General features: G+C 56.2%; 22 protein-coding genes. 8 read left to right on the top strand and 14 right to left on the bottom strand.

The features are described 5' to 3' along the window. Positions 1 to 11 precede the first annotated feature (11 nt). From QU660_RS01035 to QU660_RS00985, 11 genes are all read right to left on the bottom strand, one after another. Positions 12 to 209: a hypothetical protein gene (locus tag QU660_RS01035; RefSeq protein ID WP_304946501.1), complete on the bottom strand. Its 198-nt coding sequence runs from the start codon at positions 207 to 209 to the stop codon at positions 12 to 14. Between the two features lie 76 nt (positions 210 to 285). Continuing rightward, a complete protein-coding gene (locus QU660_RS01030) occupies positions 286 to 2,862 on the bottom strand; it encodes a heavy metal translocating P-type ATPase (protein ID WP_304946500.1) in 2,577 nt (858 codons plus the stop codon). 43 nt (positions 2,863 to 2,905) lie between these two features. Continuing rightward, on the bottom strand, positions 2,906 to 3,181 hold the full coding sequence (locus tag QU660_RS01025) for a metal-sensing transcriptional repressor (RefSeq protein ID WP_304947252.1): 276 nt from the start codon (positions 3,179 to 3,181) through the stop codon (positions 2,906 to 2,908). A 185-nt stretch (positions 3,182 to 3,366) separates the two neighbouring features. Then, positions 3,367 to 4,419 (bottom strand): 3-dehydroquinate synthase, encoded by a 1,053-nt coding sequence (aroB, locus tag QU660_RS01020; RefSeq protein WP_304946499.1) that lies wholly within the window; start codon positions 4,417 to 4,419, stop codon positions 3,367 to 3,369. A 71-nt stretch (positions 4,420 to 4,490) separates the two neighbouring features. Next, on the bottom strand, positions 4,491 to 5,507 hold the full coding sequence (aroF, locus tag QU660_RS01015) for a 3-deoxy-7-phosphoheptulonate synthase (protein WP_304946498.1): 1,017 nt from the start codon (positions 5,505 to 5,507) through the stop codon (positions 4,491 to 4,493). Between the two features lie 324 nt (positions 5,508 to 5,831). After that, complete coding sequence (locus tag QU660_RS01010) at positions 5,832 to 7,217, bottom strand: APC family permease (protein WP_304946497.1); 1,386 nt, start codon at positions 7,215 to 7,217, stop codon at positions 5,832 to 5,834. A gap of 22 nt (positions 7,218 to 7,239) precedes the next feature. Beyond that, positions 7,240 to 7,989 carry a gamma-glutamyl-gamma-aminobutyrate hydrolase family protein gene (locus tag QU660_RS01005; protein ID WP_304946496.1) on the bottom strand — a complete coding sequence of 250 codons (750 nt, stop codon included), beginning with the start codon at positions 7,987 to 7,989 and terminating at the stop codon, positions 7,240 to 7,242. A 49-nt stretch (positions 7,990 to 8,038) separates the two neighbouring features. Next, positions 8,039 to 8,368: a hypothetical protein gene (locus tag QU660_RS01000; protein ID WP_308520917.1), complete on the bottom strand. Its 330-nt coding sequence runs from the start codon at positions 8,366 to 8,368 to the stop codon at positions 8,039 to 8,041. After that, positions 8,365 to 10,203, bottom strand: coding sequence for an ABC-F family ATP-binding cassette domain-containing protein (locus tag QU660_RS00995; RefSeq protein ID WP_304946495.1), 1,839 nt, complete (start codon positions 10,201 to 10,203; stop codon positions 8,365 to 8,367). The genes QU660_RS01000 and QU660_RS00995 overlap by 4 nt, the downstream gene beginning before the upstream one ends. A gap of 90 nt (positions 10,204 to 10,293) precedes the next feature. Next, entirely contained in the window at positions 10,294 to 11,214 is a 921-nt protein-coding gene (gene glsA / locus QU660_RS00990; RefSeq protein ID WP_304946494.1) for a glutaminase A, read from the bottom strand. A 32-nt stretch (positions 11,215 to 11,246) separates the two neighbouring features. After that, positions 11,247 to 12,665: an alanine/glycine:cation symporter family protein gene (locus tag QU660_RS00985; protein WP_304946493.1), complete on the bottom strand. Its 1,419-nt coding sequence runs from the start codon at positions 12,663 to 12,665 to the stop codon at positions 11,247 to 11,249. 200 nt (positions 12,666 to 12,865) lie between these two features. Here QU660_RS00985 and QU660_RS00980 point away from each other — a divergent pair, with 200 nt between their 5' ends. From QU660_RS00980 to QU660_RS00965, 4 genes are all read left to right on the top strand, one after another. Further along, positions 12,866 to 13,810 carry a LysR family transcriptional regulator gene (locus QU660_RS00980; protein WP_304946492.1) on the top strand — a complete coding sequence of 315 codons (945 nt, stop codon included), beginning with the start codon at positions 12,866 to 12,868 and terminating at the stop codon, positions 13,808 to 13,810. Between the two features lie 201 nt (positions 13,811 to 14,011). Continuing rightward, positions 14,012 to 14,377 carry a metal-dependent transcriptional regulator gene (locus tag QU660_RS00975; RefSeq protein WP_304946491.1) on the top strand — a complete coding sequence of 122 codons (366 nt, stop codon included), beginning with the start codon at positions 14,012 to 14,014 and terminating at the stop codon, positions 14,375 to 14,377. A 168-nt stretch (positions 14,378 to 14,545) separates the two neighbouring features. Beyond that, positions 14,546 to 15,901, top strand: a complete 1,356-nt coding sequence (locus tag QU660_RS00970) for a sodium:proton antiporter (RefSeq protein ID WP_304946490.1) — start codon at positions 14,546 to 14,548, stop codon at positions 15,899 to 15,901. Between the two features lie 11 nt (positions 15,902 to 15,912). Beyond that, complete coding sequence (locus QU660_RS00965; RefSeq protein WP_304946489.1) at positions 15,913 to 17,019, top strand: cytidylate kinase-like family protein; 1,107 nt, start codon at positions 15,913 to 15,915, stop codon at positions 17,017 to 17,019. An 83-nt stretch (positions 17,020 to 17,102) separates the two neighbouring features. On the opposite strand, the gene QU660_RS00960 is transcribed toward QU660_RS00965, so the two are convergent. Continuing rightward, positions 17,103 to 18,035 (bottom strand): helicase-related protein, encoded by a 933-nt coding sequence (locus tag QU660_RS00960; RefSeq protein ID WP_304946488.1) that lies wholly within the window; start codon positions 18,033 to 18,035, stop codon positions 17,103 to 17,105. Further along, entirely contained in the window at positions 18,032 to 19,318 is a 1,287-nt protein-coding gene (locus QU660_RS00955; RefSeq protein WP_304946487.1) for an SNF2-related protein, read from the bottom strand. The genes QU660_RS00960 and QU660_RS00955 overlap by 4 nt, the downstream gene beginning before the upstream one ends. Before the next feature lie 387 nt (positions 19,319 to 19,705). On the opposite strand from QU660_RS00955, the gene QU660_RS00950 reads away from it, so the two are divergent. From QU660_RS00950 to QU660_RS00935, 4 genes are all read left to right on the top strand, one after another. Further along, positions 19,706 to 20,329 carry a class I SAM-dependent methyltransferase gene (locus QU660_RS00950; RefSeq protein WP_304946486.1) on the top strand — a complete coding sequence of 208 codons (624 nt, stop codon included), beginning with the start codon at positions 19,706 to 19,708 and terminating at the stop codon, positions 20,327 to 20,329. Positions 20,330 to 20,371: 42 nt separating this feature from the next. Further along, positions 20,372 to 21,151 (top strand): class I SAM-dependent methyltransferase, encoded by a 780-nt coding sequence (locus tag QU660_RS00945; protein WP_304946485.1) that lies wholly within the window; start codon positions 20,372 to 20,374, stop codon positions 21,149 to 21,151. Between the two features lie 59 nt (positions 21,152 to 21,210). Then, positions 21,211 to 21,600, top strand: a complete 390-nt coding sequence (locus QU660_RS00940) for a PH domain-containing protein (RefSeq protein WP_304946484.1) — start codon at positions 21,211 to 21,213, stop codon at positions 21,598 to 21,600. A gap of 64 nt (positions 21,601 to 21,664) precedes the next feature. Next, a complete protein-coding gene (locus QU660_RS00935; protein WP_304946483.1) occupies positions 21,665 to 21,838 on the top strand; it encodes an antitoxin in 174 nt (57 codons plus the stop codon). 148 nt (positions 21,839 to 21,986) lie between these two features. On the opposite strand, the gene QU660_RS00930 is transcribed toward QU660_RS00935, so the two are convergent. Next, the gene (locus QU660_RS00930) at positions 21,987 to 22,532 is read right to left on the bottom strand and encodes a GNAT family N-acetyltransferase (RefSeq protein ID WP_304946482.1); all 546 of its coding nucleotides are present in this window, start codon (positions 22,530 to 22,532) and stop codon (positions 21,987 to 21,989) included. Positions 22,533 to 22,593: the final 61 nt, after the last annotated feature.

Genomic DNA, 22,593 nt, shown 5'->3' with positions numbered 1-22,593 from the left:
TTGCGGATTAGTTATAAAACACTAACTAACTCCAATGATAGCACTGCGCTTTTATAAATAAAAGCCGCAAAACCGCTTTTTACAAACTTTTGTAAAACCGTTCCTTCTTTCCTCCGAACATCACTTACCACGGCGCGCCGCTGTGTCGCTTTTTCAACCCTTGCCGAAACAAAGCCCCATTTCCGCCATAGCAAGTCGTTTCTTTTCAAAAAAAATCTCCGGGTACGGCTTTCGCCGCCCCGGAGACCATGGTCATGCTCTCGCGTTGCAAATCAAGCTTCCGACTCAGAGACTCTTAACGCCGGTCACCTCATAGTCCTTCTCTTCGACTGCCTGCTTGAGCGTCTCGTCGCTGACCTCTTTGCTCAGCTCGACAACCGCCTCGCCCTTCTCATGGCTCACCAAAGCGCTCTCAACGCCCGGCAGTGCCTCGAGTGCCTTCTTGACCGTCGCCTCGCAGTGTCCGCACATCATACCCTTGATTGTAAGTTCCTTCTTCATAAAATCTCCTTTCGCGCTCTTTTCGGCGCTTGCGGCTTCCAAAAGCCGCCCTGTTTGATTTACCGTAACATGATGCCGCAGCGGCTTGTCATGCCGCGCATCGTGCACGCGGAACAAATTAAGACGCAGCGCATTGCTCACAACGCAGACACTCGAGAGGCTCATTGCCGCCGCACCGAGCATCGGGTTCATCGCGATGCCGAAGAAATGCAGGTAGGCGCCCGCCGCCGTCGGCACCAGGAGCACATTGTAGATGAGTGCCCAGAAGAGATTCTCCAGAATGTTCCGATAGGTCGCACGGCTCAAACGTATCGCCGCCGTGACATCCGTGAGACGGCTCTTCATCAGCACCACATCCGCCGCGTCGATGGCCACATCCGCGCCCGCACCGATTGCAATGCCGATGTCGGCGCGAGTCAATGCCGGCGCATCGTTGATGCCGTCGCCGACCATGGCGACCTTGCCCTTTTCCCGGAGTGCCCGAATCACGGCCTCCTTGCCGTCCGGCAACACACCCGCCACAACCTCGTTGACACCCGCCTGCTTACCTATGGCCTCGGCCGTCTTTTGGTTGTCGCCGGTCAGCATGACCACATGGATGCCGAGCTTTTTAAGCTCTGCGATTGCCGCCGCGCTGTCCTCCTTCATCGTGTCCGCGACCGCGATCACGCCGAGCAGTTCTTGTCCCGCCGCAAAGTAGAGCGGCGTCTTACCCACGGCCGCGAGCGCATCCGCCGCTGTCTCAAGTTCCGCGGGAATCGAGACTTTGCCGCGCACAAAGCTCAAGTTTCCGGCAAAGAGCTGCGTGCCGTTTTGCACGGCGCTTAAACCGTTTCCGGGAAGCGCCGCAAAGTCATCGACCTCCTCTAAGGGAAGTCCCTGTTCTTTCGCATAGGCGACGACCGCCTTTGCGAGCGGGTGCTCACTCTTTGCCTCGAGCGCATAGGCCGCACGGAGCAGCGTATCCCTGTCACCGTTCGGCAGCACATCCGTCACAACCGGCGTGCCGTTTGTGATGGTGCCGGTTTTATCGAGCGCCACAATCTGCACATTGCCGGTCTCCTGCAGCGCTTCGGCATTCTTGAATAAAATGCCCTGTCTTGCGCCGACACCGTTGCCGACCATGATGGCGACCGGTGTCGCAAGGCCCAGCGCACAGGGGCAGCTCACCACGAGCACCGCAATGCCGCGCGCCAGCGAAAAGCCGATGCTGCCGCCTGCGAGGAGCCAGATGACGGTCGTCACGATTGCCACCAGTATGACCGCCGGCACGAAGACGCCGGAGATTTGATCCGCGAGCTTTGCGACCGGCGCCTTGGTCGCCGCCGCATCGCTTACCATCTTGATAATCTGCGCGAGGGTCGAATCCTCGCCGACTCTGGTCGCACGGCACTCAAGGAAGCCGGACTGGTTCAGGGTCGCGGACTTTACTTCATCGCCGATCGCCTTGTCGACCGGCAGACTCTCGCCGGTCAGCGCGGCTTCGTTCACCGCACTGTTTCCGGAGACCACAAGGCCGTCCACCGGGATGTTCTCGCCCGGCTTCACGCGGAAGATGTCGCCGACCCGGACACTGTCGACCGGAACCGTGACTTCCTCGCCGTTTCGGAGAACCCGCGCGGTCTTCGGCGCAAGCTTCATGAGCGACTTAAGAGCGCTCGTTGTCTTCCCCTTTGAGTAGGCCTCCAGCATCTTGCCGACCGTAATCAGCGCAAGCACCATTGCGGCTGTCTCAAAGTAAAACTCCATCATGTATTCCGTGACCTTGGCCTGGTTGCCGTCCACCACGGCCCGCGTCATCAAAAACAAAATCACGGTCGAGTAGAGGAAGGCCGCCGAAGAGCCGATGGCTATCAGCGCATCCATATTCGGCGCGCCGTGGAACAGACTCTTAAAACCGTTCACAAAGAACTTCTGGTTCACGACCATAATCGCCGCCGCAAGGAGGAGCTGAAGCAGGCCCATGGCCACATGGTTTCCGTCAAAGAACGCCGGGAGCGGCCAGCCCCACATCATATGTCCCATCGTGAGATAGAGAAGCGGCAGAAGAAATAAAATCGAGGCAACAAGTCGCCGCTTCATCTTCGGCGTCTCCCTGTCTTTTAGCGCATCTTCCTCGGCCGCGAGCTTCGCCTGAAAACTTCCGTGGCTCTGCTCCTCCGCATCCTTCTCCGCCGCGCCGTAGCCCGCTGCCTCAACGGCCTGTATGACCTCGCTTGACGTCACATCGCCCTCAACGCCCATGGAGTTCGTGAGCAAACTCACCGAGCAGCTCTTCACACCCGGCAGCTTTGACACTGCCTTTTCGACCCGCGTCTGGCAAGCCGCACAGCTCATTCCGCTGACTGTATATTGCTTCATCTTACCTTCTTTCTCATGCTTGTCCCGTCCGGTACCATCTGCCTCACTTCATCAGCTTTTGCAGGGTTCTGACCAGCTCGTCCAGCTTTTCCGTATTGCCCTCGCGCACATCCTCCGCGACACAGGACTTTACGTGTGCCGCAAGCAGCACCTTGGTAAAGCTGTTCAGCGCGCAATTTGCTGCCGAAACCTGATTCAGAATGTCAATACAGTAGGCATCTTCCTCAAGCATCTTCTTTACCCCGCGTATCTGCCCCTCGATACGGTTCAGTCGGTTTAAGAGCTGTCTCTGCTCAGCTCCGTCCCGCACCTTTTTCATGCCGCTGCAATGGGGACAGGCCGTCTCTTCGTTCACCGCCACCTCGCACCTCCTCTCCCGATTGATACCCCCAGGGGGTACACTTGAACTACAGCCATAATATACCCCCACCCTGTATCTGTCAAGTTTTCGGTTCAAAAATAAAAACAGCCGAAGCGGATGGCTCCGCTTTGGCTGTTTTTCTCTCAGCGCCCCAACTCCAGAAGTCGCGCGAGTTCCGCAAAATCCGTCTTCACGAGCACGCAGTTGCCCAGCGTTTTCGGCTCAATCAGCGTAATCTTCTCGCCCCGGCGCTTCTTGTCGGCGCGTGCCGCCGCAAGGATGCGCTCGCTCGGCAGCTCCGTGCTGTTCGGCAGCTTATATTTTTTGAGAAGCTTCTCCAGTATCTTCTCACAGCTCTCCGGGCAGCGGCCGTCCCGCACCAGCGCCCGCGTCATAATCGCCATGCCGATTGCGACACAGTCGCCGTGGAAAAGCTTATAGTTCATCTCCCGCTCGATGGCATGTCCCAGGGTATGTCCGAAGTTCAGAATCTGGCGCTCGCCGAAATCCTGCTCATCCTCCGCGACCACATCGCGCTTTAAGCGCACACACTGCGCAATCACGCGCTCCCGCTTCCGCTCGGCATCGTCGGTCAGCAGAAGTTCCAGGAGTTCCTTACTCCGTATCATGCCGTACTTGATGACTTCTGCCATGCCCTCTTCAAACACTTCCTTCGGCAGGGTGTCGAGGGTCGTAATGTCGCAGAGCACCAGATAGGGCTGCGTGAAGGTGCCGACTAAATTCTTGCCCTCCGGCAAATCCACTGCGGTCTTTCCGCCGACCGAGGAGTCCACCATGGCGAGCAGCGAGGTGGGAACCTGGATGCAGGGCACTCCGCGAAGGTAAAGAGACGCCGCAAGTCCCGCGAGATCTCCGGTCACACCGCCGCCGAGCGCAATCACAACATCCTCTCGCGTGAGTTCCTGCTTCGCGAAGAAGGTCAGGAGTTCAAGGAGCGTCCCCGGATTCTTTGACGCCTCACCGGCCGGAAAGGTAAAGGTCGTCACCGCAAAGCCGGCGTCCCGCAAGGTCTCTTCCGTGCGCCTCGCATACAGCGGTCCCACATTGGAATCCGTCACGATGACCGCTCTCCGCCCGCGGAGCAGCGCCGCCGCTCTTAGGCCGAGTTCCGAAAGCACACCTTCGCCTATGATTACCTCGTAAACCCTTGAAGCCCGCACCAGAACCTGTTCCATACAGTTTCTCCTCCGTCCCGGCGCTCCGCACCGGCTTATCTTCGCTGTTTGCTTGCTACTTTTTCCCGCGCTCAGGCATTTGCCTCTTCGGTTGCCTTCCGAATCAGCGAAATCGCACGGGACACATCCGCGAACTGCTCCGGGCGCAGGGACTGCGCACCGTCCGAAAGTGCGTGCGACGGATCGTTGTGTACCTCAATAATCAGGCCGTCCGCGCCGGAAGCGACCGCAGCCATGGCCATTGGCTTTACATAGCGCGCCACGCCCGTTGCGTGGCTCGGGTCCACGACCACCGGAAGGTGCGAGAGCTCGTGCAGCACCGGAACCGCGGAGAGATCCAGGGTATTTCTGGTCGCCGTCTCGTAGGTGCGTATGCCGCGCTCGCAGAGAATCACGTTCTCGTTGCCCGAGCTCATGATGTACTCGGCGCTCATCAGGAGCTCCTTGATGGTGTTTGCGAGACCGCGCTTTAAAAGGATGGGCTTATTCAACTTGCCGAGCTCCTTTAAGAGCTCAAAGTTCTGCATGTTCCGCGCGCCGACCTGAATCACATCCACATCCTCAAAGAGCGGAATGTGCTCCGCGCTCATAATCTCGGTCACAATCGGAAGGCCTGTCGCCTTCTTGGCCTCAAGCAGAAGCTTCAGTCCTTCTGCCTTCAGGCCCTGGAAATCGTAGGGGGAAGTGCGCGGCTTGAACGCGCCGCCGCGGAGCATGGTTGCGCCCGCCGCCTTGACGCTCTGCGCGACAAAGATAATCTGCTCCTCGCACTCCACCGAGCAGGGACCCGCAATCAGTCCGAAATTGCCGTGACCTATCTTCACCTCCGGTGTCACCTCAACCACCGTGTCGTGCGGGTGGAACTTGCGGTTTGCCTGCTTAAACGGCTCCGAGACGCGCTTCACAGCCTCGACAATGTCAAAGCTCTTCACCTGATCCTCATCAATCCGGGAGGTATCACCGATGACGCCGATGATGTTTTGATAATCACCCTCCGTGATATGGGTCTTCAGGCCCTTTCTCTCAATCCAGTTTACCAGATCGCTTACTTTTTCCGGCTTGGTCTTGCTGTTGATGATGATAATCATATGCTTTCTCCTCTGTTTGAACGAACTGTGCAGCGGGTAACAAGAACAAAAAAGACGCCTGCGGTGAAGTGTTTTCACCGCAGACGCCTTGGAAACGTCTCCAATCCCGTTACATATCCCGAGATTTTATTCGCAGCAAAAAGCACTCTTACTTTCAGACCGTAAAGCCGTAAAAGTAAAAGTACCAATAGCCGTTGACTGCGAACTTCTGACTCATAGAAAAAGACCTCTCTCGTATGGCGCTCCCTTTTGTTGAAGGGAATATAGCACCATGCGCGGGAGAGGTCAAGCCTTTTTTCGATTGTAAGCGCTTACACCGACGAATTAAGCCTTCTTGCGGGAGCGGTAGAAGTAGACACCCGCCGGAAGCACAATATACCCGATGAACATCGCAACGATTGCGTAGTAGTTCGGCACTGTCTTACCGTCCACCTGAAGGGAGAACTGCGCCGCCCACTTGAACTTTGCGAGCAGGAAGACCGTGAGCCCGAGGGAAAGCAGGGAGAGCGGAACGTCCAGCACAAAGTTCTTCTTCGGGTTCGCAATCACCTGACCGCGGTTCTTGCCGTAGTAGAAGGTGATGACCGCGAGCGGCACGAGCACGAACTGCACGAAACGGCTGATCGAGCTGATAATCATGATGCCGCGCATGTCATACTGAAAAGCCATCGGGATGATGATGGCAAGCGTCACGGTGAGCAGGAAGGAGTAAATCGGAACGCCGCTCTCCGTGCGCTTTGCGAAGATTTTCGGGACCAGCCCGTCCGAAGCCATGGCCTCGAGTACGCGCGGGGTCAGGAAGGACGCTGCGACATTGATGCCGAACATCGAAATCAGCGCGCCGCCGACAATGAGCCCCTTTAAGAGCGGGTTCGGGAAGACCGCCGCGAGCACCACGACATCCTTCGAGGTGACCAGAGACACCGGATCGATCCGCATGGCGACAAAGACAATGCCGCAGTAGATGAGGGCTATGATGCCGATTGCCAGCGGGAGCGCGCGCGGCAGGTTCTTCTCCGGATTCTCCATATCGCCGGAGCCGCTCGCGACACTCTCAAAGCCCGTGAACGCATAGAACGCCGAGATGACAGCCGTCACGAAGCCGCTCGTGGTGAGCGCCGGGATTAACTTCTCGCCCGCATCGTTCGTGAGGAGCTCTACCTCAGCGGTGCGGTTCACGCCGGTCGTGAGAATCAGGAAGAGACCCGCTACCACCGTGAGCACCAGGGCGCCGAGCTTACCGACGGTCGAGAGGTTCGAGACAAAGCGGAACACCTGCATGCCGCAGATGTTGATGATGAGCAAAATGACCATGAGGCAGAGGAAGCCAAGGGTCACATTGGAAATCTTGCTCGTGTCGAGGCGCAAAATCTGGAGAGCGGTCTTTACAACGCCCGTCGCCATAACGCCCCAGGCAATGCTGGCCGCAACAAAGCGCGTGCTACCCACATATAACCCGACGCTCTCACCGAACGCTGCCTCCGTGTACGCATAGGCCGCACCGCTCTTTACGACATAGCGGGAAGCGGATGCAAAGGTCACGGCGAGACACGCCGCAAAGAGCGCCGCGCAGAAGTAAATCTCCGGCGCAATGCTGCCGGCCTGCTTCGCCACACTGCCGGGCGATAAGAAAATACCGGTTCCAATCACGCCGTTGATGGTAAGTAATACGATGGACCAAAATCCTAACTTTTGATTCTTCTCTTTCACAAAATCCGCCTTTCTTGTCAAATCAGTTCTTCGCCGCGCGGTACCGCAGTCCCGCCGCAATGAATGCACTCCAAAGTTTCCGCATGACCGGGTCCACACTCTCCAGCATCTCCGGATGCCACTGCACCGCAATCAGGAAATCGTCGCCCGGAAGTTCGACCGCCTCGGTCACACCGTCCGGTGCAGTCGCCACCTCGGTAAACGGCGTGCCGACCTTCTTCACCGTCTGGTGGTGGAAGGAGTTCACGCGGTGCTCGGTGACACCGAGAATCGAAGCAATCTTCGAATCCGGTCTTATGTTCACCGAGTGAGTTGCAAGGCGCGGGCTGTGTCCCTGGGAGTGCTTTAAGACTTCACCGCTGCGCTCTCCCAGATCCTGATAGAGGCTGCCGCCCTCCGCAATGTTGATGAGCTGGAAACCGCGGCACACGCCGAGTATCGGCAGGTGGCGCTCTCTCGCGAGCTCATAGAGCGTAAAATCGCAGAAATCGCGCTCCGGTACAATCTTGCCGAGGCCGCGGTGCGGCTCTTCGCCGTAGCGAATCGGGTCGATGTCATCGCCGCCGGTAATCAGCAGCGCGTCCAGTTTGTCAACCACAGCCGCAAGCGCCTCGCGGTCGCCGTTCATCGGAATCATGACCGGCACACCGCCCGCCGCGAGCACTGCGTTGATGTAGTCCTCGTTCACATAAATGCGGCGATAGCCCGGGAACATGCCGCCGTCGTCCGTAATGAGCCCCGTCGAAATACCGATCACTGCTCTCTTTTCCATCTTGTTACGCTCCTTTCTCACACACAGTCGTCAACATTGACTTCGTTCGTCATAACGCGCAGGATCTCCTTGTCCGTGTCGCGCATACCGAAATGACCTCGAGCTGCTTCTCCGGGTTGCCGCCGACAAGGCCCAGAATGCCCGCGACCGCAATGCCCTTCTGACCGCCCGCGTTCGGGACCGCGACCGCCTTCACGTTCTTGATGATGTTGCCGGAGCAGCTAAGCTCCATGCGGCGTGCCTCCTCGCCGAGTACCTTGCCCGCAACCGAAGCCGCATACGCAATCGCGATCGGCTCGGTGCAGCCCATGGCCGGGATTAACTCCTCCTGTAAAATGGCTGCGTAACGTCTCTTTTCTTCCCGACTCAATCCACTCATACCTTACTTTCCCTCTCTGCCTCAATTTCTGCCTGCAGTTCCGTCAAGTATTCCCAGCGCTCCATGCGCTCCAGAAGTTTTGTCTCAACTTCTTCGCGCTCCTTGTCGAGCGCGGTGAGACGCTGAAAGTCGCTCGCCGAAGCGGCATACTCCACCTCGATCTCCGCAACGCGCGCCTCAAGTGCAGCGATTTCGTCCTCGATGTGCAAAAAGTCCTGTTTTTCCTGATAGCTCATGCGCCGCGCACGCTGCCGTCTGGTCTCCTCGGCACGCTGCTTACTCGCCTCTTTTTCGGCGCTCACCGTACTTTCCGCGCCGCTGCCCACATTCTCACCGCGCAGCAGTTCCCGCCTCAGCTTCTCGACCTGATAGTCCGTGTAGCCGCCCTCGTACTGCGAAATCACGCCGTCCTCGAGTGCCAGAATGCGGTGCACGGTTCGGTCCAGAAAATAGCGGTCGTGGCTCACCGCAATCACTATGCCCGCAAAGCTGTCCAGATAGTCCTCTAGAACGGTCATGGTGCGGATATCGAGGTCATTGGTCGGCTCGTCCAGTATCAAGAGATTCGGCGCGCCCATCAGGATTTTCAAGAGAAACAGCCGCCGCTTCTCGCCGCCCGATAACTTCTCGACCTTCATATAGTGCTGAGAGCTCGGGAAGAGGAAGCGCTCCAACATCTTCGCGGCGCTGATCGGCCCTTCCGGGCTCGGCACAAACTCCGCAATCTCCTTGACACTTTCAATCACCGTGAGCTCACCCGAGAGCGCCTCGTTTTCCTGACTGAAATAGCCTATCTTTACGGTCTGCCCGATTTCGATTTCGCCGCTGTCGGGCTCCTCAATCCCCGTGATCAGCTTTAGGAGCGTGCTCTTGCCTGCGCCATTCCTTCCTATAATGCCCAGTCTGTCGTTCTTCTGAAACTGGTAGCTGAAATCCCGGAAGAGCGTCTTTCCGTCAAAGCCCTTGCTCACATTTTGAAACGCGAGTGTCGTCTTTCCGAGCCGCGAATAGGCGGATGCCAGTTGGAGCGAAGCCTCTGCCTCCGGACCGCTCTCCGCCGAAAGCTTTTCGTAGCGGGCAATGCGCTCCTTTGACTTGGTGCCGCGGGCGCGCGCCCCGCGCTGCATCCAGGCGAGCTCCTTTCTGAGAATGCTCTGTCTGGTCCTCTCGTTCGCCTGCTGAATGTCGAGGCGCTCCGCCTTCAGCGCGAGAAAGCCCTCGTAATTCGCATCATAGGAGTAAATCTTCCCGCGGTCCAATTCCAAAATGCGCGTGCAGACCGAATCCAGAAAATAGCGGTCGTGCGTGACCATGAGGAGAGCGCCGCGAAAGTTCTTTAAGTAGTTCTCAAGCCACTCCGCGGTTTCGCCGTCCAGATGGTTGGTCGGCTCATCGAGAATCAGAAGGTCTGCCGGGTGAAGCAGTACCCCCGCCAGGGCAATGCGCTTTTTCTCCCCGCCCGACAAGGTCTCGCAAGGTAGATCAAGTTCCGTCACACCGAGCGCGGCAAGCAGCTTCTTGGCCGCCGCCACCGTGTCCTCGCCGAGCACTTCGCCGCCCGCCATGCGAAGGCAGGCCGAGAGCGCCGTCTCTTCCTCGCAAAACTTCGGGTTCTGCGAGAGGAAGCGAATTTGCAGCCCCTTTCGCACAATGAGCTCTCCGCTGTCCGGACTCTCCTCCCCCGCCACGATGCGAAGCAGGGTCGATTTTCCGGTTCCGTTCACGCCAATCAGCGCAAGCTTTTCGCCCTCGCCGATATAGCAGGCAGTGTCGTCAAAAAGTTTGCGCGCCGTATATACCTTTTCTAAATGTTCTATAGAGACAATTGTATTCATAATTTTAGTATAACAGAGCTTCCTTCTATCGAAAAGGCTGTAAAAAATGCAATATGCATTTTTTACAGCCTCATTTTTATTTGGTGCAACTTATGCAAAGATGTGGTAGCCGAGGTGCTCGGAGAGATACTGCAGCATCTTTTCGCCGCCCACACTGTTACCCTTCTTGTTCAGCATCGGGCCAAAGGTTCCGATTCCCATACCGTTCTGACCGACCGCAACAATACCGCCGCCCACGCCGCTCTTCGAGGGCAGGCCGACCTTCACCGCATACTCGCCGGACTCATCGTACATGCCGCAGAGCATCATGAGGGTGGTCACGATGCGAACAATGTCCGCATCGAGGAGGCGCTCTCCCGTCTTCGGGTCAACACCCTTGTTGGAAAGAATCATCGCGTAGTGCGCGAGATCCTTTGCCGTGCACATGACCGAGCACATGCGGAAGTACACATCCAGCACCTCCTCCGGCTCGCCTTCCAGCACGTGATCGCTCTTTAAGAGGTAAGCAATCGAACGGTTTCTGGTGCCGGTCCGCTTCTCGGACTGGTACACCTTCTCGTTCAATTTGATGTTCGGATTCGCGCAGAGCTTTCTGACCAGTGCAAGGAACTCCTCAAACGGCTCCGCCGCCTGAATGCAGTCTGCCGTCACAATCGCTCCCGCATTGATCATCGGGTTGAACGGTCTCCAGTCCTTTAACTCAAGCTGGAGTATGCTGTCAAAGCGGTCACCCGTCGGCTCCATGCCGACCTTCGAGAAGGTGTGGTCATAGCCCGAAGTCTGCAGTGCGAGAATCAGCGAAAAGGTCTTCGCAATGCTCTGCATGGTAAACGGGATATTGTAATCGCCCGCCTGATACGTGGTGCCGTCCGCCATCATGATGCAGCAACCAAGGTTCGAGGAATCCGCCTTTGCAAGCTCCGGAATGTAGCTTGCGACCTTGCCCTCAATCAATACGTTTTTGCCCTCTGCGAGTGCCGCTTCGAGAATCTGTTGAACATCCTGTTCCATTGTTTTTCCCCTTATCTAGTTAAAGTTGCGTTTTAATCCTTCCAGTAGTCCAGCTCGTCCGGATTGAGGCCGATGTCCTTTGCACGGAACACCGGATCCTTGCCCGCCTTGCGCTGTGCCACATAGTCGTGATAGGTGCCGATTGCGACGCGGCTTAAGAGCACGCAGGCAATCAGATTGAGGAAGCACATGCCGCCCATCATGATATCCGCGACGTCCCAAGCAGCCGCCATCGGGAGCAGTGCGCCGACAAAGATGATGATAACGCCGTAGAGGCGGAAGCCTCTCAGGAAGCCCTGACTCGGCATGGTCTTATTGTTTAAGTACGCGAGCGCGTTGTCGCAGTAGTAGAGGTTACCGATTAAGGTCGTGAAGGAGAAGAGCAGCATTGCGACCGTGATGAAAACCGGGCCGAAGGTACCGAGCACCGCATGAAGCGAAGTCTGCACCCACTGTGCACCCGCAAGTTCCTTGGTCGGCTCAATGCCGGAGACCAGGCACATGAGCGCCGTCGCGTTGCAGAGGATAATCGTGTCGATGTAGACCGAGAGCATCTGTACAAGGCCCTGCTTTGCCGGGTGGGAAACCACAGCCGCCGCAGCCGCGTTCGGTGCCGAACCGACACCGGCCTCGTTCGAGTAGAGACCTCTCTTGATACCGTAGACCAGGCAGGAACCCGCAATGCCGCCGAAGATTGCGCGGAAGTTAAACGCATCGGTGAAGATACGACCAAAGACCGCCGGAATTCTGCCCGCATGCATGACGAGGACCACCAGCGTGACCACCACATAGGCAACGCCCATGAACGGAACCACGAGACCCGCGGTCTTCTCAATGCGCTTGCCGCCGCCCATCACGCAGATGCCGACCAGAATTGCGAGCACGGCGCCGATTGCCATGGCCGCAAGCTTCGGGTTTGCCTGATACCAGCCGTAAGCCTGGAAGGTGGACTGGGTGTTGTAGGAGCAGAGCATATTAAAGCCGCTCGAATAGGTGAGAAGCAGGAAGATAACGAAAATCGTCGCAAAACCCTTGCTCTTTAACGCATCCTCAATGTAATAAGCCGGGCCGCCGTAGCTCGAGCCGTCCGCGCTCTTTTTCTTATAAACCTGCGCGAGTGTGCACTCCGTAAAGGAGGATGCGCAACCGAGCAGCGCCATAATCGTCATCCAGAATGCCGCGCCCGGGCCGCCGAGACAAATTGCCGATGAGACACCGATGATGTTACCGGTACCCACACAGCTTGCCGTACTGATCATCAGCGCCTGAAACGGCGACGTGCCGCTATTATCCGCCGGCTTTGCCTTCATCACCCGAATTGCTTCCGAAAGCATGCGCACCTGTACAAATCCCATGCGTACCGAAAAGTAGAGTCCTGCGGCACCCATTACGATCAATAAGACCGGATAGTACAGAAAGCTGTCTATTGCGTCCAAAACCTGCATAACCATATTGCGAATCCCCCCATTCTTTGATTTGCATCGCTAATTGCTTATGCATTTTTACCAATTTAGTTTATCATAGGCATGCATCAAGAAAAAATTGCCGAGACCGATACCTGTTATCGACATTGGGAATATCTGTCTTATTGCATTCTGTTTTCGCCCTCTTTGTTGTATAATGTTATCGAGAAAAACAATAGGAGGCTGGCGTGGACGCAAATAACATCAAATACATTGTCGCAATCGCAAAATACGGATCCATCAACCATGCCGCAAAGGCAATGTTCATCTCTCAGCCGCAGCTGAGCCATATTTTAAAGATTACCGAGGAGGAATGCGGCCTCACGCTGTTTCAGCGCACCAGCCGCGGCACCAAGCTGACCCCGGAAGGGGAGGACTACCTGCACCACTGCAACATCATCCTCGCGGAGATGGCAAAGCTGAACCGCTATGTGACGCAGGCGGCCTCGGCGCAGTCGCGTCTCCGCGTCAGTATGACCCGCTTTTCGCACACTTCCGAGTGTTTCAACGAAATTTGCCGCCGCCACCAGGACGATACCACGATTCACTATCACCTGTTTGAAAACTCCGCCTCCAATGTGCTGGAGGATGTCGTGGACGGCAAGTCAAATATAGGCGTGCTCCACTTCTCAACCACGAACGAGAGCATGTCCCAGCGGAGCTTTGCGGATAAAAAGCTGAACTTTATCCCCCTTGCCACCTTCCGCCCCTATGTCTGCCTTGCCGCAGACCATCCGGTGCTGAAGGGCAAGACAAAATCCGCTATCGAAATCGGGGAACTCAAGGACTACGGCTTTGTGCGCTATGCCGGACAGTACGAGGACTTTATCTACCACATTGCGAGCGACAGCGGCCTCATCGATTTAAACGAATCCCAGAAAATCATCTATGTCTGCGACCGCCAGGAGCAAATGCGCCTCATTCAGAGCACAAGCTTTTATACCATAGGGATTTCCGAATTCTCCGGCCAGAGTGAACTCTACCAAGTCATCTCGGTTCCGCTCTTACAGAGCACAGAGCACCTCACCTTCGGCATCGTGACGCGGAAAGATACCGTGCTCTCTCCGCTCGAAGAGGAATTTAAAGAGGAAGTCATAAGTCGCTATCGCACACTTTCCGATTCCGAGCTCTGATATCAGAACATATTTTGTCCGCGCTCGGTTCTTTTAGCCGCAGCTTATAATGATTTCCTTGTTGACAGATAAGTTTCCTTGTTCTTATCCACGTTCGCATGTTATACTTTCCGAAACACAGATGAACGATTGACATAGCACTTTTAATATGAAAGAAAAAGGAAACAGCGCGGTTACTCTGCCGCGGGAAAGGACTGTCTCATGCGAATTCACGAATCCGCCGAAGATTACCTCGAGAAAATCTTAATGCTCCGAGAGGAGAACGGACATGTGCGTTCCGTTGAAATTGCGAACGCCATGGGTTATTCAAAGCCGAGCATCAGCATTGCGATGAAACACCTCCGAGAGAGCGGCCTGGTCCGCATGGATGCCGAAAACTACATCTATCTGACCGAAGAGGGCGAGGCCATTGCAAGCCGTGTTTACGACCGGCATCAGACCCTCACCAAGCTCTTTGTGAAACTCGGGGTTCCCTCCGACATTGCCGAGCACGATGCCTGCAAGGTAGAGCACGACTTAAGCCCCGAATCCTACGCGGCGCTCCGCGCACACGTCAAAACCCTGTAACTACCAAAATCAGTCCGGCTTCGGCCGGACTTTTTGCTTGTTTCCAAAAACGATAGCAAGATATGCGAAAACCGATAGCCTTCTCGGCGAAAAGATTTGCTTTTTTCTCGGTTTCGTTTTAGCATACGCATTGACTATCAAAAAAAGTGAGAAAATGAGGTTTTGTGTATGAGTACTCTGATTCCGGCGTGGCTGTGCATCCCCTTCGCGGGCCTTTTGCTCAGCATAGCAGTTGTCCCGCTTGTCGCGGGTGAATGGTGGGAGAAGCATCGCGTTCACGCGGTCATTTTCTGGTCTCTCCTCTTCATCGTGCCGTTCACGGTGCTGTACGGCCCCTTGAAAGCATCCGAGACCGTGCTTGAAACCGTATTTAACGACTACCTCTCCTTCATCGTGATGCTCTTTGGCCTCTTTTGCGTGGCCGGCAACATCACCTTCACCGGAGATCTTGCGGGTTCCCCCTTCGTGAACACGCTGTTCCTGCTGATCGGCACCCTGCTCTCGAGCATCATCGGCACCACGGGTTCCTCCATGTTAATGCTTCGTCCGATGATTAAGATCAACGCCTGGAGACGCCAGAAGCGCCACATCATGATCTTCTTTATCTTCCTGATTTCAAACATGGGCGGCTGCTTAACACCGCTTGGCGATCCGCCGCTCCTCATGGGCTTTATGCGCGGGGTGCCCTTCCTCTGGAGTCTGCACCTCTTCCCGATTCTCATCTTCAACTTGGTAATTCTGCTGACGGTCTTCTGGCAGCTTGACAAGCACTACTACCTGAAGGATGTGAGAAGGGGCTACCGCCCGGATATCTCGAAGCCCGGCACGGAGCTTTCGCTCCGCGGCGCGCACAACATCATCTTCCTGCTGATGATTATTATCGCGGTGGTGCTCGGCGGAACCCTGCCCTCGAACCCCATGTTCCAAACCGCAGAGGGAACCGTGCGCGGCCTTCACATCATCGGCGAAGTCACACTGGGCTTCCCGACCATCATTGAGATTGCGCTGATTCTCGCGGCTGCCTTCCTCTCCTTCAAGACGACGCCGGACGAAATACGCCGCGCAAACCACTTTACCTGGGGTGCCATCCAGGAGGTTGCCGAGCTCTTTATCGGCATCTTCATCACGATGCAGCCCGCTCTCATGATTTTAAAGGAAATGGGCCCGAAGCTCGGTCTCACCGAGCCCTTCCAGATGTTCTGGGCAACCGGTCTGCTCTCGAGTTTCCTCGACAACACACCGACCTATCTGGTCTTCCTCACAACGGCGGGTACGCTCGGCATGACGACCGGACTCACGACCACCGTCGGCACGATACCCCAGATTTTCCTGGAGGCAATCTCCTGCGGCGCTGTCTTCATGGGTGCAAACAGCTATATCGGCAACGCGCCGAACTTCATGGTGAAATCGATTTCGGACGAAAACGGTATTCACATGCCCTCGTTCTTTGGCTACATCGGCTGGGCACTCGTGTTCCTGGTGCCTGTCTTCGTGATTGACACCCTGATCTTTTTCTTATTCTAAGGAGGTAGCGCATGGAACAACTGAATGCTCGCTGCCGCGCACTGGCAGAAAAAATTTACGCACTGGATGAAACCATCTATCAAGAACTCGGTTCCTCGCTCGGCCGCACCCTGATCGGAAGCCGCGAAAAAGTGCTCTCGGTTCTGGAGCGTGAGCTCTCGCTCCGCCCGCAGGGACAGCTGATTCTCTCCGACATGGCCTTGATCGGCAACATGGCGCGCACCCTGCCCGAAGGCCCCGCCAGAAAGCAGCTGCTCACCGAGTACAATGACATTATTGTGGAGCTCAAGGCGCTGGAAGAGGAAATCGCAAAGGGCGATATCTCCGACCAGACCCGCGTCTTCTTAAACCCCTTCGTGACCGGCGCAAAGCCCTTCTCGAAGGATGACCACCTTGTGATTTGCATCGGCCGCTCCTACGGCAGCGGCGGCACGGAAATCGGCTTCCAGCTCGCGGACGATCTGCACATCAACTACTACGACGCAACCATCTTTAAGGATGTGCTGGAGCGCCTGCAGGCAAAGCGCGAGGCAAGTCCGAACCAGGACATCATTGAGAGCCTTGACGAAATTCGTCGCGCGCACGGTATGAATCTCTTTACCTCGAACTTAAACCGCTTCCACGGTCTGCCCACCGCGGATGCCATCTTCTTTAACCAAAGTCAGTACATTGAGGAACTCGCGCGGAAGGAAGACTTTGTCGTGATGGGCCGCTCCGCCGATGTGATTCTAAAAAATGCCGGCATTCCCCACATCTCCATCTACATCACCGCGCCCTTCGAGAGCCGCGTGAAGCGCTTAATGGAGATGTACTCGCTGAACTTTAAGGAAGCGGCGCAGCTCGTGAAGCGCGAGGACAAGGCGCACAGACACTTCTACCACCGCTACACCGGCTATCAGTGGGGGGCCGCCGTCCACTACGATCTCTGCATCAACTCCGCAAGCTACGGTATCCACGAGTCCGAGGAGCTGATTATCCGCGTGATCAAGGCGCGACTCCGTGAGGACCTGCAGTCCATCGCCGATCGCCACTTGGAAAGCGTCGCAAAGGCGGATGCGGAGCTGCTCGCACGGAGAGCCAATTCGGGCGAAGCGGAAAAGCCTGCCATTGAACGCTGAGGCAAGTCACTGTATTCACAGCTTTGATTTTATACAAAAGTCCCGGGAGCAAAATTGCTCCCGGGACTTTTTCGTGTCTCAACCTAGCCCTCCGCTTCGGCCGTTTCTGCTTCCGATTCAGCCGTTTCTACTTCACCTTCCCGCAAAGGCCCCGAATTCTCACTGCTCCGCTTGGCCTCGATGCGCCGCATCTCTTCCTCCATCAGCTTCCCGAGGGTCTTGGTATCAAGCTCAAACGTCTCCGCCGCCGAAGACTTATCCGCAAAGGCATCGAATACCGCCTGCTTTTCCGCGAGCAGCTCCATGATGCGCTCATCGATGCTGTCTTCGCAGAGAAGGCGGTACACGAGCACATTCCTCGCCTGCCCCATGCGGTAGGCTCTCGCGATAGCCTGGCTCTCGAGGGAGGGCTTTAACTGCGGCTCGCAGAGTATCACAACGCTCGCCGTCTGGATGTTGAGCCCCGTGCCGCCCGCCACAATCTGTGCCGCGAGCACCTGCCCCGGCGGTGCCGCTTCAAAGGCATCCAACACTTCCTGCCGCCTTGCGGGCGTCATGGCACCGGTAATCGGCTCCATGCAGCGTGCGCCGAGTAAAGCTCTCACCTTCTCTATGGTGTCGAGATAGAAGGAGAAAATGAGTACCTTACGCCCCTCTGCGGCCGCCTCCTCTGTGATTTCCAAAAGCCGCTGCGCCTTTGAGGACCGGGCGATATCCCCGACCGTCCAAGAAACCCGCCGCGCCGCGTGATAGTTTTCACCGAGCACATCCGCCTCGTACTGCGCCCTTTCCGTAGCCCCGAGCTGACACCAGCTCTCCTGCTCTTCGAGCTCCGGAAGCTCGGTCAGCACCTGTTCGCGCTTCCGTCTGTAATAGACCGGTGCCACCAACTCGCGAAAGCGGGGCGCTGTCACGAGCATCTTCATGCCCCCGATTTCTGCCGCGAGTTCCGGGCGCAGCACAGAGATAAGCTCCACCATTTCATCCACCCGGTTTTCAAGCGCCGTGCCTGTCATAAAAGCAATCGCTCCGCGCGGAGCGCTAAGTTTCGCACATGCACCGTGCGCCGTGCCCCGGGGTTCTTAATGTAATGCGCCTCGTCCACCGTGAGCAGTGAGAACGCAAAATCTTCGGGGAGCTTCCAGTGCTGTACGGTCTCATAGCTCGTGACCGCAACACCGCCTGCCTGAATCCAGTCTTCCAGTGCAGCCTGCTTCAAAGGGCCGTGCACCTTGATTGCCTTTAAGTCACTGAACTTTGTGATTTCCCGGCACCAGTTGACCAGAACGCTCGCCGGGCAGACCACGGCAAAGTGTGTGGCCCCTGTATTGCGGAGCGTGACCATGGCGGCGATGGCCTGCACAGTCTTGCCGAGGCCCATCTCATCGCCGAGCAGCACCTTACCTTGGTGTAGGATGTACTTGACACCCCACGCCTGATAGCGGCGCAGTTCACAGCGCATCCCGTCCGCAAAGAGAGGCTCTGCCTCCACCTCGCGCGCCAACTCTTCCGGCAGACCGTAGACCGCATCGCCGTTTCCGAGTAGACCGGGCACCAGCTTTTCGAGAAGATTGCTGTATACAATGGGCTGCGTTCGGAAAGAGTCCCAAGCCGTTTCCGCGCCGGAAGCCTCCAGTTCCCGCCGTGCTTCACTGAGCCTTTCGAGTTCTGTCCCGTACGCCCCGTTTGCGAGTTCCTCGAGATAAAGATACGCCTCGCTCGCGGCATCCTTCTCCGCCTTTCCCGTAAAGAGCCAGCGGAAAAGGCCCTTGCCGCGGGACAGCTCTTTCATGGCCTTTGCGATTTCCGCGGCGTAGCGCGCCGACAGCGCCCGCGCATCCCGGCTGAGCTCTTCTGCCGCCCGGTAGCGATACAGCGCCAGCACAATGTTGCTCGTCTCCTCCGTGCGTCTATCCGCGCTCAGACGAAGCTTAATGCCGGGTTTCAGCTGCCTCACCGTCTCGCCGACCGCATCCTTAATGAGCGCCGCGCCGTCCTCGCTGATGCCGTTTAAGGCGGCAAGCTGCCGCTCCGGAGCCAGCATCAAATCTTCGTAATTCGCATACCCGCTCTCCCGAAGCAAACGCACGCGAAGGCCGCGCCGCGCCCGGTTCAGCTCCTCGACCGGGATATCCCTGAGCGTCTTCATGGTCTCCGTGACCACAAAGGCATCCGCAGCCGCCTCGACCACCGCACGACAATGCTCCGCCTTTTTGGAAAGCATACCGCGCTCCAACTCCCACTGCTCGTGTTTTTGCAGTAACTCCCTCGCTTCCGCAAACGAAAATGTGCGTTTCATTCCTCTGTGGATACCCCTCTGTTTTGATTTTGCCGATGTGCTTAGTATACCAGCCTAAGAAGCAAAGCTGCCCCCCTCTTTCAGTTGTATCTTTACGCCGAGCCGGCTTTTCTATTTACTTCCGTTATAACTTAAAAACTCCCCTGTTTTTCAAAAAGATAAAGCTGTAACTGATATTTTCTTGCCAAAGCCGCTGAGAGATTCGCAGCTTCCGAGGAGACCGTTCCGCGTGAATTCGGTGTCCGGGAGAAACGTCTCGACCTTCTCCTCGCGGAAGAGTGGATATAACATTTGCGACGTCTTCTGTCTTGTCAGCCGCAAACGTGCGTCCTATAATTATATTAGTTCTACTTAACACATTAGGCGTTGCTACGGAAGGACAAAACAATGGGTTTATTCAAACGCTTTATCGGGCAAACCCGAAAACCGGAGGGCTTTTTCGGGAAACTCATGTTAAATGCCATGAATCAGGGACATGCAGCCCTCTCCGACTGGGGACTCTCGCATATCGAAGGGCTGTCTCCGCTTGTCATTGCGGAACTGGGCTGCGGCGGCGGGCGCAACGTGCGGGAACTGCTGCGCCGCTATCCCATGTCTAAGCTCTACGCGGTCGATTATTCCGCGCTCGCCGTGTGCCGCACCCGCGCCTATAATAAGCCCGACATCGTAAAAGGGCGCTGCCGCGTTCTCAAAGCTTCGGTGCAGTCTCTGCCCCTCGCGGCTTCCCGCTTTGATTTGGCAACCGCCTTCGAGACCGTGTATTTCTGGCCGGATCCCGCGGAGTGCTTTGCAGAAGTGTACCGCATCTTAAAATGCGGCGGCAGCTTCCTCATCTGCAACGAGTCAGACGGGACGGATGCCGAAGGCCTTCGCTACGAGCGCATCATAGACGGCATGCACTGCTACACCGCCGAAGAACTGGAAACCATGCTCCGGACCGCGGGCTTTTCGGAAGTACAGGTATTTCGCCACGAGAGCAAGCCCTGGCTCACGGTACTTGCAAAAAAATAAGGGGACTTCAAAACGAAGCCGCAAGAAAGGAAGGTCATCAAGATGAAAGCCGATTATAAAAACTGGATGCCGCGGGGTCTTATTTACGGCAACGCGGGCGTCAGCTCTGTTTTCCTTGCCGTGGGACTCCTCTGCCGCAAAAAGAAAGAAAGCCGCGCCCTGCGCCTGCTTTCTTCACTCAGCTTTGTCGGCGCGGGTGTGGGCCTCCTAAGTTCCGCCTACCTGCTTATGCTCTACCGCATCTTTTCCTACAACGGAAAACGCAAACTTGCGAAGCACATCATAGACGGAGTCGCCTCTCGGATAAAACTTCCCGCAGGCGGCAAGGGACTGGACGTAGGCTGCGGCAGCGGCGCGCTCACCATAGCCGCCGCCAAGCGAAATCCGGAGGCAAGCTTTGTCGGCGTGGACCGCTGGGGACAGGAATACGCTTCCTTTAGTCAAAAACTATGCGAAGATAACGCCCGCGCCGAAGGCGTCAAAAACGTACACTTTCTCCGCGCCGATGCGCGGGAGCTCCCCTTCCCGAACGAGAGCTTTGACCTTGTGACCAGCAATTATGTCTACCATAACATTCCGGGCGACCGTCAGGCTCTGCTCCGCGAGAGCCTCCGCGTCCTGAAAAAAGGCGGTCGCTTCGTGATTCACGACATCTTTTATCCCTCTGCCTACGGCGACATGCAGGCCTTTTTAAAGAGCCTGCAGGACGATGGGTATGCGGAAGTACGTCTGATTCCCACCGCGGACGGTCTCTTTGTCAAAAAATGCGAGGCCAGATGGATGATGATTGCCGACTCCGCACTGCTCATGGGAATCAAATAAGCTTGACGCCATTCCCCGTCTGCCCTATGCTGTCTCAAAACAGCAGGAGGTAAAGTATTATGCCGGGTATATCTTCCGGAATCCGCGGTGACGGAAACCTACTGAATCTGCGGGAAATCCCCGTTGCCAACATTCGCCCCGAACTTACTATGTTTCTCATTCCGGGCGAAAACATCACCCAGGCCTTCCAGACCATACGCGATCAGGTGGTCTTCACCAACAAGCGGCTGATTGTCGCAAACGTACAGGGCCTCACGGGCAAGAAGGTATCTTATACCTCCTATCCCTACTCGAAGATTCAGTATTTCAGCGTGGAGACCGCAGGCCTCCTGGACATCGACAGCGAACTGCTCCTCGCCTTTTCGAACGGCGCAAACCTGCAGCTCGACTTCACTTCAAACGTGGATATCAAGCGAATATGTGCGAACATCTCGCAGATGGTACTGTGATTTCTTCGAAATTGCTTTACATTGAGAAGCAAACGCTATGCAATGTATTTGAGGGGGTGATACGATGGCACAGGTAAATGTAAGAGTTGATGATTCAGTAAATGAGAAACGAATTCCGTTCGAAGTTGCCGTTAATCCTTTTTATGATTCGGAACACATGGCCATATTGGAACGTCGCATCGCTGATATAAAAGCCGGCCGAAATGTACATGAGCACGAACTTATCGAAGAATCATGAAAAAGATATGGCATGACGAAGCGTGGGAAACATATGTCTTTTGGCAAATCAGGATAAAAAAACGCTCAAATTGTCGAATGCGGATCTCATTATGGTGATCACTAAAAAAGCGTGCTGTCTCTCAATCGTTTGAGACAGCACGCTTTTTTTACATATTCTTCTCTATCCAGGCTTCCCGGCTGAGTAACGACACATGCTCGGTACGCACTTCTTTTAAAATGGGGACATCCACCTCCCGCACAGTCTTTTCGTGACGAAAGCCGAGCTTCTCCTGCACGCGCTTTGACTTTTCGTTCCCCTCGTAATAACCGCACCACACGCGCCGCATGCCGAGTTCCGTAAACGCATGGCGAAGTAAGGCTTCCGAAGCCTCTGTGACAAGCCCCTGCCCCCAGAACGGCTTCCCGATCCAGTAGCCGAGCTCGCACGCATCTTCCTCTTCCGCAAGCCTCGAATCTCCGTTCATTGACAAGGCAATCGCGCCGATGACGCGCCCGTCTTCTCTTTTGCAGATGGCATAGCTCTCAGGACCGCTCAGCACCAGGCGGATGATGTTCCGGCTCTCTTCTACACTGCCATGCGGCGGCCAGCCTGCCGCCGGGCCGATCTCCGGGTCCTTGGCATACTTGTATAAATCCGCCGCGTCCGCCTCCGCAAAGGGGCGGAGCAACAGGCGTTCGGTTTCGATTTGCATACGCTTGCTCTCCTTTCAACGAAGTCTTCCTAGTGCCCACGCTCTGTCCTCCCAAAGAAAG

The organism is Stomatobaculum sp. F0698, assembly GCF_030644385.1.
GTDB lineage: Bacteria > Bacillota > Clostridia > Lachnospirales > Lachnospiraceae > Moryella.
The sequence above is the reverse complement of the archived record's forward strand: the minus strand, read 5'-3'. Positions and strand labels throughout refer to the sequence as shown.